This is a genomic window from Gaetbulibacter sp. M235 (assembly GCF_043876835.1).
Taxonomy (GTDB): Bacteria; Bacteroidota; Bacteroidia; order Flavobacteriales; family Flavobacteriaceae; genus Yeosuana.
The window spans coordinates 146,654-159,675 of the sequence record NZ_JBAWJZ010000005.1; the positions used below are offsets into that span (position 1 = coordinate 146,654).

Annotated in this window: 14 protein-coding genes; 6 read left to right on the top strand and 8 right to left on the bottom strand. The window is 30.8% G+C overall.

Translation table 11 applies throughout. The features are described from left to right. Window positions 1-162 precede the first annotated feature (162 nt). Complete coding sequence (locus tag V8G69_RS09920) at window positions 163-1,230, top strand: DUF3667 domain-containing protein (protein ID WP_394881722.1); 1,068 nt, start codon at window positions 163-165, stop codon at window positions 1,228-1,230. Here the strand turns inward: V8G69_RS09920 and uvrA are convergent, their stop codons facing one another. Further along, complete coding sequence (gene uvrA / locus V8G69_RS09925) at window positions 1,231-4,011, bottom strand: excinuclease ABC subunit UvrA (RefSeq protein ID WP_394881889.1); 2,781 nt, start codon at window positions 4,009-4,011, stop codon at window positions 1,231-1,233. It abuts the gene before it with no gap. A gap of 316 nt (window positions 4,012-4,327) precedes the next feature. Between uvrA and V8G69_RS09930 the strand changes: the two genes are divergently transcribed. Continuing rightward, window positions 4,328-4,912: an RNA polymerase sigma factor gene (locus V8G69_RS09930; RefSeq protein ID WP_394881723.1), complete on the top strand. Its 585-nt coding sequence runs from the start codon at window positions 4,328-4,330 to the stop codon at window positions 4,910-4,912. Window positions 4,913-4,966: 54 nt separating this feature from the next. Further along, window positions 4,967-5,113, top strand: coding sequence for a hypothetical protein (locus V8G69_RS09935; RefSeq protein WP_394881724.1), 147 nt, complete (start codon window positions 4,967-4,969; stop codon window positions 5,111-5,113). Between the two features lie 28 nt (window positions 5,114-5,141). Here the strand turns inward: V8G69_RS09935 and nth are convergent, their stop codons facing one another. Beyond that, the gene (nth, locus tag V8G69_RS09940; protein WP_394881725.1) at window positions 5,142-5,801 is read right to left on the bottom strand and encodes an endonuclease III domain-containing protein; all 660 of its coding nucleotides are present in this window, start codon (window positions 5,799-5,801) and stop codon (window positions 5,142-5,144) included. A gap of 34 nt (window positions 5,802-5,835) precedes the next feature. Here nth and bcp point away from each other — a divergent pair, with 34 nt between their 5' ends. Then, a complete protein-coding gene (bcp, locus tag V8G69_RS09945; protein WP_394881726.1) occupies window positions 5,836-6,291 on the top strand; it encodes a thioredoxin-dependent thiol peroxidase in 456 nt (151 codons plus the stop codon). Between the two features lies 1 nt (window position 6,292). Here the strand turns inward: bcp and V8G69_RS09950 are convergent, their stop codons facing one another. The 4 genes from V8G69_RS09950 to V8G69_RS09965 form a co-directional block, all read right to left on the bottom strand. Then, complete coding sequence (locus V8G69_RS09950) at window positions 6,293-7,744, bottom strand: TonB-dependent receptor (RefSeq protein WP_394881727.1); 1,452 nt, start codon at window positions 7,742-7,744, stop codon at window positions 6,293-6,295. Window positions 7,745-7,851: 107 nt separating this feature from the next. Next, window positions 7,852-9,246, bottom strand: coding sequence for an NAD(P)(+) transhydrogenase (Re/Si-specific) subunit beta (locus V8G69_RS09955; RefSeq protein ID WP_394881728.1), 1,395 nt, complete (start codon window positions 9,244-9,246; stop codon window positions 7,852-7,854). Further along, entirely contained in the window at window positions 9,246-9,554 is a 309-nt protein-coding gene (locus tag V8G69_RS09960) for an NAD(P) transhydrogenase subunit alpha (protein ID WP_394881729.1), read from the bottom strand. Before V8G69_RS09960 ends, V8G69_RS09955 begins: the two co-directional genes overlap by 1 nt. Before the next feature lie 3 nt (window positions 9,555-9,557). Beyond that, on the bottom strand, window positions 9,558-10,670 hold the full coding sequence (locus V8G69_RS09965) for a Re/Si-specific NAD(P)(+) transhydrogenase subunit alpha (protein ID WP_394881730.1): 1,113 nt from the start codon (window positions 10,668-10,670) through the stop codon (window positions 9,558-9,560). A 195-nt stretch (window positions 10,671-10,865) separates the two neighbouring features. Between V8G69_RS09965 and V8G69_RS09970 the strand changes: the two genes are divergently transcribed. Next, a complete protein-coding gene (locus tag V8G69_RS09970) occupies window positions 10,866-11,627 on the top strand; it encodes an MBL fold metallo-hydrolase (RefSeq protein ID WP_394881731.1) in 762 nt (253 codons plus the stop codon). Window positions 11,628-11,635: 8 nt separating this feature from the next. Beyond that, complete coding sequence (locus tag V8G69_RS09975; RefSeq protein WP_394881732.1) at window positions 11,636-12,136, top strand: hydrolase; 501 nt, start codon at window positions 11,636-11,638, stop codon at window positions 12,134-12,136. Here V8G69_RS09975 and V8G69_RS09980 read toward each other — a convergent pair. After that, entirely contained in the window at window positions 12,133-12,504 is a 372-nt protein-coding gene (locus tag V8G69_RS09980) for a DNA topoisomerase IV (protein ID WP_394881733.1), read from the bottom strand. The genes V8G69_RS09975 and V8G69_RS09980 overlap by 4 nt on opposite strands. 35 nt (window positions 12,505-12,539) lie before the next feature. Then, a complete protein-coding gene (locus V8G69_RS09985) occupies window positions 12,540-12,926 on the bottom strand; it encodes a helix-turn-helix domain-containing protein (protein ID WP_394881734.1) in 387 nt (128 codons plus the stop codon). Window positions 12,927-13,022: the final 96 nt, after the last annotated feature.

Here is a 13,022-nt window from a genome sequence, read left to right on the forward strand (position 1 = left end):
TAGAATTTTATGTGATGCCTACTCTTTAGCTTTTCGGCTTTCGCTATTTGCTATAAAGATTTCAATTTGCGTGCCAAAATTTTAAATATCTAAATATCAGTATTTTAACAATAAATGATTTATGATTTCTTTTTTATATTTTTATATAAACCAAATGCTTTAATGGAGAAAGAGGTAATTATTTGCAAAAATTGTGAGAAATCATATGAGAAAGGATTTCAATTTTGCCCTCATTGTGGACAAAAAACAGATGATGAACTAACTTTAGGTGTATTGTTTTATAATACCATAAGTAATTATTTTTCTTTTGATGCCCGCTTTTTTAAAAGCTATATTCCTTTAATGTTTAAGCCGGGTTATTTGGCCAAAAAATTTATAGAAGGGAAAAGGTTATTGTATTTGCATCCAGCTCAAATGTATTTGTTTATATCTGTTGTGTTCTTTTTTTTATTTTCCTTCATTACAAGAGAAACTACAGAACAGTTTGATAAAGCACTTAAAAAAGATTTTGATAAAACAGAAACAGTAATAGATTCATTAAAGAACGGTAAATTATTGGATTCTCTAAAAACAGAACAATTTTTAAAACCTATATCAGAAAATAAAATTCCTATAGAAATAGTAAAAAACAACAAAGATTTAGACTCTATTTTAAATAATAAAGACAAAAAAGAGGTAGTGAATACGAGTTTTGGTTTTGATACTAAAAAGATTGATTCTTTAATTGAAATAAATGCAACAGATAGTGAAATTCATAAAGTAATGGGACTTGATGATAATGCCGGAACTTTTAAAAAGAAATTTTATTCGCAAATGCTGAAATTTTATAAGCAACGAAATGGCGGCTCAATATTACAGGCATTTTATGATACCATCCCTATAGCAATGTTTATTTTGCTGCCTATTTTTGCTTTATTATTAAAGCTGTTTTATTACCGAAAAGGTTCTTTTTCATATCATTTAGTATTTACCTTTTACTTCTTTTCTTTCTTGTTTATGGTGTTTAGTATTTTAATCTTGGCTGATTTAGTCACTACTTTGCCTGGATACTTAATAAGTTTGGTCATGTTCTCAACATATTTCTACTTATTGCTGGCAGTTAAGAATTTCTATAAACAAGGGTATTTTTTAAGTTTGATAAAAAGTGGAGTTATTTCCTTTTTATTTTTAATTTTTGTAATCCCGTTAGCTGTTATTATTATGGGAATTTCAGCATTTCTGTTTTATTAACTAAAGCTTGTCTTTTAAATACAAACCTGTTACAGAAGACTCGGTATTTACTATGTTTTCAGGTGTTCCTATAGCAACTATGTTTCCACCATTTTCCCCACCTTCAGGACCTAAATCAATAATATAATCGGCACATTTAATGAATTCTAAGTTGTGTTCAACTACAATAATAGAATGTCCGTTTTCAATAAGGGCATTAAACGATTTTAGAAGTTTCAATATATCATGAAAATGAAGACCGGTTGTAGGTTCATCAAATATAAAGAGTGCTTTTTCTTTGTTGTTGCCTTTCCCTAAAAATGATGCTAGTTTTATGCGTTGCGCTTCGCCACCAGAAAGGGTAGAAGAGCTTTGCCCTAAAGTAACATAACCTAATCCTACATCTTGTAGTGGTTGCAATTTAGTTTTTATTTTAATCTGTTTATTTTCTTCAAAAAAAGTGATGGCATCATCAATGGTCATATTTAAAATGTCATCGATGTTTTTATCGGCAAATGTAACTTCAAGCACTTCCTTTTTAAAGCGTTTTCCTTTACAAGTTTCGCATTCTAAATGCACATCTGCCATAAATTGCATTTCAATGGTTACTTCACCTTCGCCTTTGCAAGTTTCACAACGTCCGCCATCTACGTTAAAAGAAAAGTGTTTTGCTTGATAACCTCTAATGGCACTTAATTTTTGATTTGAAAATAAAGCTCTAATGTCATCATAAGCTTTAATGTAGGTTACAGGATTTGACCGAGAAGATCTTCCAATCGGGTTTTGGTCAACAAATTCAATGTGATTTACATTGCTGAAATTACCTTCTAACGCTGTAAACTGCCCAGGCTTGTCGCCAAAATCAGTTAGTTTTTTTTGTAAAGATGGATACAGTATTTTTTTAACAAGCGTACTTTTTCCACTACCAGAAACACCAGTAATAACAGTTAACATTCCAAGAGGAAACCTAACATCAACATTTTTTAAATTATTTTCTCGGGCTCCTAAAATATCTATATAATATTTTGATGTTCTTCTGGTTTTCGGAACTTCAATTTTTAAACTTCCGTTAAGGTATTTAGCTGTTAAAGAATCAGATGATAAAATATCTGTATAAGTGCCATGAGCAACAACATGGCCACCAAAAGTTCCAGCTTCGGGACCAATATCTATAATGGCATCAGCAGCTTTCATAATATCTTCATCATGTTCAACTACAATTACTGTATTTCCTAAATCGCGTAATGATTTTAAAACAGAAATTAATCGCTCGGTATCTTTTGGATGTAAACCAATGCTTGGTTCATCTAGAATGTACATAGAACCAACTAAACTGCTGCCTAACGATGTTGCCAAATTAATCCGTTGACTTTCTCCTCCAGATAAGGTGTTTGATTTTCTGTTTAAGGTTAAATAATCTAGTCCTACATTTGAAAGGAATGATAATCTGTTATTAATTTCTTTTAGTAGTCTTTCTGAAACTTTGGTGTCGTAATCATTTAATTCTAAACTTTTAAAAAAAACAGCAAGCTTATTTAAGGGCATTTCTACTAAATCGGTAATAGTTACTCCATTAATTTTTATATAATTTGCTTCGATTCGTAACCTTTTACCATTACAGGTTTTGCATTTAGTTTTTCCACGATAACGTGATAACATCACACGATTTTGAATTTTATAAGCTTTAGATTCAAGTTCAGCAAAAAATGAATTTAAGCCTTCAAAATATTTATTACCGTCCCAAATAAGTTGTTTTTGTTCATCACTTAACTCAAAGTAAGGTTTATGTATTGGAAAATTAAATTTATGCGAATTGTTTACTAGTTGGTCTCTATACCAGCTCATGCTTTCACCACGCCAAGGAAAAATGACATTTTCATAAATAGATAATCCAGTATTTGGGATTACCAAATCATCATCAATACCAATAATATCTCCATATCCTTCGCATTTTGGGCAAGCTCCATATGGGTTGTTGAAACTAAATAAATGCACATTTGGCTCTAAAAAGGAGATATTGTCAAGCTCAAACTTGTTACTAAAGTGTTTTAGTGAATTATCGCTTAAAATTTCTATGAAACATTCGCCTTTCCCTTCAAAAAATGCTGTTTGAACAGAATCGGCTAATCGGTTTTCAAAATCTTCATCATTTTTAATGATAATTCTGTCAACAACCAAAAAAACATCTTTAACGTTAAGCTCATTTGCTTCATCAATTCTTAAAACCTCATCCTTAACCTTAATTCTTGCATAACCTTGTTGCTGAAGTACTTTTAGCTTATCATTCATGTCTCTGCCACTTTCTAAATGGATTGGAGAAAGAAGCAACAATTTTTCGCCTTCAGGGAATTTTTTTAGATAGTTTAAAACATCTGAAACCGTATCCTTTTTAACTTCATCACCAGAAATAGGAGAGTAGGTCTTGCCAATTCGGGCAAATAATAATTTTAAATAATCATAAATTTCTGTTGTAGTGCCAACTGTTGAGCGAGGATTGGTAGAATTTACTTTTTGTTCAATAGCGATAGCAGGCGCAATTCCTTTTATATAATCTACTTTAGGCTTATTTAATCTTCCTAAAAATTGCCTCGCATAACTAGATAGGCTTTCTACATAACGTCTTTGTCCTTCAGCATATAAAGTATCAAAAGCTAAACTTGATTTCCCAGAACCTGATAAACCTGTAATGACAACCATTTTGTTTCTTGGTATCACTACATCAATATTTTTTAAATTGTGCAATTTGGCACCTTTAATAATGATGTTTTGTTTCGGATTTACTTCTGAAAGATTAGTAATCATAGCTTTTAAGGAATAATCTTGCAAAGATACTATAAGTATTTTATCCAACTAAATTTATTGCAATTCAAAGTCGTTTAAAAGAACAACCTAAATTAGCCATTCATCCTGATTTTTTTTTAGCATTTAATCATAAAAATTACATTTTTAAGTGTTTATAAGTTGAAAAAAGTATTTTTTTTTGTTTTTTAAGGATGTTTGTTGTTATATTTGAATAGTTATTAATCAAACACACACATCTAGCCTATAGCAGAACATTACTTTTAAACATTTAACCCCAAGCAATGAAGTGCTCTTCAATGCATTAAAAGTAATTATTATGCAATACGAACTAATTCCGGACTCTACCTTAGTCACAAATTATATTCAAGGTGAAGAGTATGCTTTAGAAATACTTATAACTAGACACAAACAGAAAATTTATAGTTTTATTTATTCAAAAGTGTATGATAGAGATATTACCGAAGATATATTTCAGGACACCTTTATTAAAGTAATTCGTACTTTAAAAAGAGGTGCTTATAACGAAGAGGGTAAATTTTTACCATGGGTAATGCGTATATCTCATAATTTAGTAATTGATCACTTTAGAAAAAGCAGTAGAATGCCAAAATTTGATAATAGTGGTGAATTTAGTATTTTTTCTGTTTTGAGTGATAACACTTTAAATGCAGAGAAAAGAATTATTAAAGATCAGGTTGAAAATGATGTAAGACGATTAGTTGAAGAATTACCTGAAGACCAAAAAGAAGTTCTGTTAATGCGTATTTACGAAGATTTAAGTTTTAAAGAAATTTCTGATAAAACAGGTGTTAGTATCAATACCGCTTTAGGTAGAATGCGTTATGCACTTATTAATTTGAGGAAAATTATTGAAAAACATAATATAGTTTTAACTAATTAAACAATAAAACAAGTTTTGCTCCGTTAATCTATTGATTAATAGAAATTTTAAATAATGGCAAAACTTTACACTAACAAATCTATTGAAAATTTTAACGACTTATTACCGAAAGAAGAAACGGTTAATTTTCTTCTAAATTATTCTAAGGCTTTAAGTGTTATTAATTGTAATGAGATGAAGTTTGAAGCACTTCTCAACTAAACTTTGAAAAAGTCCTGAAAGTTAGTCATCAGGACTTTTTTAATTTATAATAGTCTTCAATTACCGATTTTCTTCCAATTTTTTTGGTAATTATATCTTTTTCTAAATCCCAACCTCTTGCTGGCGAATATTGTCTGCCATACCAAATAATTTGAAGATGTAAATCGTTCCAAAGCTCTCTAGGGAACAATCTTTTAGCGTCTTTTTCAGTTTGAACAACATTTTTTCCGTTGCTCAAATTCCATCTATACATCAATCTGTGAATATGTGTATCAACAGGAAAAGCGGGTACTCCAAAAGCCTGAGACATGACGACACTGGCTGTTTTATGTCCAACAGCAGGTAAGGATTCTAATGCTTCAAAATTTTGAGGAACTTTACCATCATATTTTTCAATGAGAATTTTCGATAATCCATAAATGCCCTTACTCTTCATTGGAGATAGCCCAACGGGCTTTATGATTTCTCTTATTTCTTCTTCAGAGAGCTTAACCATTTCATATGGATTATCGGCTTTTTCAAATAACAAAGGAGTGATTTGGTTTACTCTAACATCGGTGCTTTGGGCCGACATTAAAACTGCTATTAAAAGCGTATATGGATCTTTATGTTCTAGTGGAATTGAAATTTCAGGGTATAAATCATTTAAAGTAGAAATAACAAACTCAACATTTTCTTGTTTAGACATTTATTGTATTTTAGCTATTACAAAGTTAAAAAATATGACCACATTAAAAGTAGGAGATAAGGCACCAAATTTTACAGCATTAAATGAAAAAGGAGATACGGTTTCATTATCTGATTATGCAGGCAAAAAACTTATTGTTTTCTTTTATCCAAAAGCTGATACACCAACGTGTACTGTTGAAGCTTGTAATTTAAGTGACAATTATAAAAAACTTCATGATCTTGGTTATGAGATTTTAGGAGTAAGTGCCGATAACCAAAAAGCACAAACTAAATTTAAAAATAAATTTAGTTTTCCATATCCTTTAATTGCTGATGTTGACAAAGAAATGATTCAAGCTTTTCAGGTTTGGGGTCCAAAAAAATTTATGGGACGCACTTTTGACGGTATTCACAGAACCACTTTTGTAATTAATGAGCAAGGTATTATAACCAAAGTTATTGGTGATGTAAAAGCTAAAACTCACACAAGTCAAATACTTGAATCGTAAATTATTTTAACTTACGTCTTCTATTAACATAACCAAATAGGCGTTGGTCTTTAATTATATCAGCGATACCATCAGGAAGCATTTCTTCCCAGCCTTCTTCATGATTTTGAATCATTTTAAGTACTTCTCTTGAAAGAATATCTAATATTTCTGGATTGAAATCTTTAATATCAAGCATTTTACCATTGTATTTAAAGAATTTGTACAATTCTTTCATACGAGGATGAACTTTTAAGTTTTCACTGGTATAAAACTCTCCAGTTTCATGGTTTTTAAGAGGATATAAGTACACTTTAAGATCTTTAAAGAAAAGCTTTCCAAAAGCTTCTAAAATACCACCACTTAAATGACGGTAATATTTCTCATCAAATATTTGAATTAAGTTGTAAACTCCCATAGCCAAAGCCATTCTTGCTTTAGTGAATTGAGCAAAATATTCAACCAATCTGTAATACTCTTGGAAATTGGTAATCATTACATTTTGTCCTAAGGAACACAGTAATTCGGCTCTATCCAAAAAGTCACGCTCATTTATTTTTCCTTCAGCTCTAAGATTAGTGAGTGTAATTTCAAAAATAACTTTAACATTATCTTTATTTACGGTCTTTTCATTAAGGAATAATTCTACCGACTTTTCAAAAATATCCATATTAACCTTTGTTACCGGCCTAAAACTACCACGAAGTGCTAATATGTTTTTTTTGTAAAGTTCTTGCGAAGGCAGAAGATTCATTCCATCGGGACCAAACATAACAGCTTCGGTCATGTCATTTTTAACGAGTTGTAAACTCATTAATCTATTATCAACATAAGTAAATCTACAACCAGAGAAGTTAATCATATCTATTTCAATCTGATCTTTCTCTATATTGTCATATAATGATTTTACAATTTCTTTTGGATCATCGTGCATGTAAAACCCACCAAAAATAAGGTTTACTCCAAGCATACCAAGGGTTTCTTGTTGCAATTGGGCATTGGTTTGTTTAAACCTTACATGTATTATGATTTCATTATAATCTTCTAAAGGATCTAGTTGAAATTTAACGCCAACCCAACCATGTCCTTTAAATTTCTTTGAAAAGTCAATAGTAGCAACAGTATTAGCAAATGCAAAAAATAGTTTGTCAGGATGCTTATCTCTTGTAATTCTATCTTCAATTAAATTTACTTCATGATTTAGCATCTTACGCAAACGAGATTCACTTACATAACGATTATCACTTTCAACACCATAAATTGCGTCACTAAAATCTTTATCATAAGCAGACATTGCTTTAGCTATCGTTCCAGAACTTCCTCCTGCACGAAAAAAATTACGAACAGTCTCTTGTCCTGCACCAATTTCTGCAAAAGTGCCGTAAATGTTTTCATTGAGGTTTATTTGCAAAGATTTCTGTTTGATAGTCAGAATCTTACTAATTTCTTTATCTCCTTTTAATTTTAAAGTCATAATTTTTGTGTTAGGACAAAAATAGAAAAAAAAACAAAGAATGTGTAAATAAGAAAGCCATTTCACAATAATGAAATGGCTTTAAAATAAATTATGATTTTCTTTCTTTACATACCCTTTAATTCAGAAATCAATGACTGAATGACTGCTTTTGCATCTCCAAATAGCATGGATGTTTTTTGATTGTAAAATAATTCATTTTCAATTCCAGCATAACCCGGATTCATACTTCGTTTGTTGATAATGATATTTTTAGCATTTTCAACTTCTAAAATAGGCATACCATAAATTGGACTTGATGGATTCGTGTGAGCTGCCGGATTAACAACATCATTGGCGCCAACAACAAACACAACATCTGTATTTTTAAATTCTGGATTTACATCTTCCATTTCAACTAATTTGTCATAGTCTACATTGGTTTCTGCTAATAAAACATTCATGTGCCCAGGCATTCTACCAGCAACAGGGTGAATGGCATATTTAACTTCAATGCCTTTGCTAGCTAATAATTGCTCTAATTCATGAATTGCGTGTTGCGCCTGTGCGACAGCCAAACCATAGCCAGGAACAATGATAATGCGTTGAGAATAGTTCATTAATATTGCGACATCACTAACTGTTGTCTTTTTGATAGATCCTGTGATAGTTTGAGAATCCATATCACCGACTTGCTCATCTGAGCTTCCGAAACTTCCAAAAATAACATTTACTAAAGACCTATTCATTGCATCGCACATAGCAAAGGTTAAAATTGTTCCTGCCGATCCCACTAAAATTCCGCCCGTTAGCATAACCATGTTGCCATATAAAAATCCTCCTAAAGCAGCAGCTAACCCTGTGAAAGAGTTTAATAGCGAAATAACTACCGGCATATCTGCTCCACCAATTGGCAGTACAAATAAAATACCGTATGCTAAAGCCACAAAGAATAATACATACAATAAAAGTTGGCTATCTGATCCAGACCAAGCAATATAAGCAGCAAAAATAATTAAGCAAATAATAACAAGGTTGTTCAGTAAGTTGTATTTAGGTAAGCGCAAAGGCTTTTTTAATGTACCATTTAGTTTTGCCCAAGCAATCATACTACCAGAAAATGAGATACTTCCAATAATGATTCCAGCTACAATAGTTGCAATTGATAATGTTTTTCCAGTATAGTGTTCAAATTCGATCAAACCTATTAATGCAGCACTTGCTCCACCCATTCCATTAAAAAGTGACACCAATTCAGGCATTTTAGTCATAGCTACTTTTTTAGCTATCATCCAACCTAAAATGGTTCCGATTACGATAGCTACAGCAATAAGAACATAAATAAATGTAGGAACTTCGCCTTGATACAAGAAGATCGTTCCCAAAATGGCAATACTCATACCTGCTGCAGCTATTAAATTTCCTCTTCTTGCAGATTCTGGTTTACCTAGCATTTTTAAACCAAGAATGTAGGTCATTGATGCTATTAAATAGATAAATTGTAGGCTAAATATATATTCCATTACTTTTTCTTTTTAAACATTTCTAACATACGGTCAGTCACCACAAATCCTCCTACTACGTTAAGTGTACCTAGTAAAACTGCCACAAAACCTAAAGCTTGTCCTAAATAATTTTCAGGATTCACACCAAGTAAAACTAAAATGGCTCCTATGATTACTACACCATGAATAGCGTTTGCACCAGACATTAAAGGCGTGTGTAATACAGCTGGTACATGACCAATAACTTCAACTCCAACAAATATCATCAGTATGACGATATAAATCATTTGGATATTATTACTTATAAATTCTATTAATTCTGTCATACTTTATGGTTTTTTTCCGTTTTGTCTAATTTTTCCATTTAATACTATCAAGGTTTCATCGGTGATTTGATCTTCTAAATCCCATTTAAATTTATTGCCATCTGTTAAATGAACTAAATAATTAAAGGTGTTTTTTGCATACAAATCACTTGCATTTGTAGAGACACTTTGTGGTGCAATGGTAGTACCTATGATTTTAACACCATATTTAATAATTGTTTTATTCATAACGCTAATCTCACAATTACCGCCTTGGGCAGCTGCTAAATCAATTATTACGGCCCCATTTTGCATTTGAGAGACTTGCTCTTCAGTAATTAATATTGGAGAAGTTCTACCTGGAACCATGGCTGTAGTAATTACTAAATCTGCTTTAAACAGAGATTTATTCACGGCTTCTTTTTGTCTTCTTGCATAATCTTCAGAAGCAACTTTGGCATATCCGTTTTCAGATTCTTCACCATTATTATCAACCATAATAAATTTAGCTCCTAAAGATTCGGCTTGCTCTTTAGTTTCAGTTCTAATGTCTGTAGCTTCTACAATTGCTCCCAATCGTTTTGCAGTTGCTATAGCCTGTAAACCAGCAACACCAACTCCATAAACTAAAACTCTTGCAGGTGAGATTGTACCAGCGGCTGTCATCATTAAAGGAAAAATTTTGGTCATCTCGTAAGCGCCTTTAATTACCGCTTTATAACCAGCTAAATTATTTTGTGAACTCAAAACATCCATGTCTTGGGCTCTTGAAATACGTGGCATAGCATCCATTGAGAAAGCAGTTGCTTCTTGTCCTGCTATAATTTCCATGTCATGTGGATGCGATTTATGGAAAAGTTGCGCAATAATGATTTGACCTTTTTTTAATTTTTCTAACTCCTTGTTGTCAAAAGGATTTATCTTAATTAAAATATCGGTATTATTAAAGAGATCTTCCTTAGATCTAATGTGCGCACCAGCTTTACTATAATCAGAATTCTTGTATGATGAATTTGCTCCTGCATCTTCTTCTACTTTAATTTCAAATCCTTTTTCTATAAGTTGTTGGGCTATTTTAGGTGTAATAGCTACTCTATTATCACCTTCTTGGGTTTCTTTTAAAACTCCTATTATCATTTGATAAAAATTTTTGATTTTTAATACCCTAAAAATAATTCTTTACAAGCGTTTTATATCTGATAATTATCATGTTTTTATTTAAATAAAATAATACATTTTTAATTAAAACACGCTCTGTTTTAAAAAAATGCAAGCTTAATAAAGGGTTTGGATAATAAGTATTAAATTTAAACTCAAATTTTATCACTTTTAATGAGAATTACTTTTTTAGGCACAGGAACTTCACAAGGTATTCCAGTTATTGGAAGTAAACACCCAGTTTGTTTAAGTAATGATTCTAAAGATAAAAGACTTCGGGTTTCTGTACTTATTGAATGGGACAATTATGCTTATGTAATAGATTGTGGCCCAGATTTTAGATATCAAATGTTACGCACAAATTGTTCAAAAATTGATGGAATTTTGTTTACCCATGAACATTCCGATCATACAGCTGGTTTAGATGACATAAGACCTTTTTATTTTCGTCAAGGAAATATTCAAATTTATGCACACGAACGTGTTATAGAATCGCTTTCGAAACGATTTGATTACATTTTTGAAAGCGAAAACAAATATCCAGGAGCACCAACACTAGATGTAAATATCATTAAAAACAAACCATTTTTTTTAAATGATTTACTTGTTATTCCGATTAATGCTATGCATCACCAAGTGCAAGTTTTTGGTTTTAGATTAAATAATTTTGCCTATTTAACAGATATTAAAACAGTTGCAGAACCCGAAATCGAAAAAATAAAAAACATTAAAGTATTAGTCATAAATGCTTTAAGAATTGAACCACATATTTCGCATTTTAATTTAGAAGAAGCCTTGAATTTTATTGAACAAGTAAAACCAGAATTAGCTTATATAACACACATAAGTCATTTATTAGGATTTCATGAAGAAGTTGAAAAAAGTCTTCCTGAAGGTGTGTTTTTAGCTTACGATAATTTACAAATCACCATATAAATTTTGCCATGAAACAACGAATTTTTATTTACCTTTTTATCTTTTCTGTTCTTATTATTTTATTTCAGTATGTAAATTCAAAACGATTGCTTGAATTTCAAAATAAAAAAATTGACGCTTATGAAGTTCATATTCAAACTTACAAAGATTCAATAGCAACAATGCAAAATGAGATTTTAAACTTATCGCATTTTAATTTGGAACGAAATGAAGATGCTTTAAGTTATTTTGAAAATAAAGGATATAAAGTTGATGAACTGATTCCTTTTATAAAAGATGAGCTTTACAAGTTAAATGAAGTATCTGGCGAACATCCTTTAGTGCCTTATGCAGCGAGTGAAGGAAGGAAAATGATGATAAATACAGTTAAGTTATTAAATCACAAATGGATTATTGCCGATTTTTCTGATGGAGTTTTTTGGGGAGAAATGTTCTTAATCTATGAAATAACAGATACCCAAGAATTAAAATTTAATGTGGTTGAATCCTTTTTGTATCCTTTTAATTAGTCTTTTTTAAAGGCAATTCCTTTTTGTTTTTTTGTTTCGCCAACATAAGAGTATTCGTAAGTATATGAAGAATCTGTGGTTGATAGAATTTTCAAATGAATATCTTTATGTTCAGCCATATTTTTTGGATTGATTGTTTTAAAAACAACTTCACAATCATTGATCCACCTTACTGTAGCTGAATCCGATTTCCCGTTATAAGTTTCTATTTGTTTGTTGTCAGTTCGTTTAAAGGTAGATTTGTACAATACACCATCAATAGTCACTTCACTATAAAATTCACCTGTTTTAAAGTTTGTGCAATTACGTTCAGATTGGTAACAACTTAAAAGAGTAAATATAATAAGGGAAACAGATATTTTTTTCATAAACTTAATTTGTTGCAAAGCTAATGAAGATGTTTTTAATTCTTAAAGTTTTTGAAGCTTCCGTCAGAATAAAAAATAACGATACGTTCTATTTCTTTATTATTTTGAGTGGAACCTTCCTTGACGACTTTTTTTACTTCAGGCTCAAATTCAATTTCTTTTTGTAAAGCTGTTTTAGGTTCTGATTTATTTTCACTTGAAGGAAATGTTCCTTTGCCATTTAGCAACCAGTATAATTCTACTTCAGGAAAGGAGGAAAGGATTTTTAAAATAAACTCCAAACTGGGCTTGTTTCTACCAGATAAAATATGTGAAATGCTTGATCGCTGAACACCAATTTTTTCAGCGAATGAAGAAGCTGTTTCACCGTAATAATCTATTACAATTTGAAGCCTTTTAGAAAAATCTTCATTGTTTACCATTGTAAACTATAATTTATTTAAATATTATTTACAAATGTAACAATTATATTTGAATATCAGGGGTTATCAATCTTTTATTATCAAAAAATACAAAGT

Bases quoted from the DNA above. Each gene is read 5' to 3' on its own strand.
- V8G69_RS09965 (WP_394881730.1), bottom strand. From the start codon at position 10,670: ATGATAATAGGAGTTTTAAAAGAAACCCAAGAAGGTGATAATAGAGTA.
- V8G69_RS09920 (WP_394881722.1), top strand. From the start codon at position 163: ATGGAGAAAGAGGTAATTATTTGCAAAAATTGTGAGAAATCATATGAG.
- V8G69_RS09975 (WP_394881732.1), top strand. From the start codon at position 11,636: ATGAAACAACGAATTTTTATTTACCTTTTTATCTTTTCTGTTCTTATT.
- V8G69_RS09980 (WP_394881733.1), bottom strand. From the start codon at position 12,504: ATGAAAAAAATATCTGTTTCCCTTATTATATTTACTCTTTTAAGTTGT.
- V8G69_RS09935 (WP_394881724.1), top strand. From the start codon at position 4,967: ATGGCAAAACTTTACACTAACAAATCTATTGAAAATTTTAACGACTTA.
- V8G69_RS09930 (WP_394881723.1), top strand. From the start codon at position 4,328: ATGCAATACGAACTAATTCCGGACTCTACCTTAGTCACAAATTATATT.
- V8G69_RS09970 (WP_394881731.1), top strand. From the start codon at position 10,866: ATGAGAATTACTTTTTTAGGCACAGGAACTTCACAAGGTATTCCAGTT.
- V8G69_RS09955 (WP_394881728.1), bottom strand. From the start codon at position 9,246: ATGGAATATATATTTAGCCTACAATTTATCTATTTAATAGCATCAATG.
- V8G69_RS09950 (WP_394881727.1), bottom strand. From the start codon at position 7,744: ATGACTTTAAAATTAAAAGGAGATAAAGAAATTAGTAAGATTCTGACT.
- V8G69_RS09960 (WP_394881729.1), bottom strand. From the start codon at position 9,554: ATGACAGAATTAATAGAATTTATAAGTAATAATATCCAAATGATTTAT.
- V8G69_RS09985 (WP_394881734.1), bottom strand. From the start codon at position 12,926: ATGGTAAACAATGAAGATTTTTCTAAAAGGCTTCAAATTGTAATAGAT.
- uvrA (WP_394881889.1), bottom strand. From the start codon at position 4,011: ATGATTACTAATCTTTCAGAAGTAAATCCGAAACAAAACATCATTATT.
- bcp (WP_394881726.1), top strand. From the start codon at position 5,836: ATGACCACATTAAAAGTAGGAGATAAGGCACCAAATTTTACAGCATTA.
- nth (WP_394881725.1), bottom strand. From the start codon at position 5,801: ATGTCTAAACAAGAAAATGTTGAGTTTGTTATTTCTACTTTAAATGAT.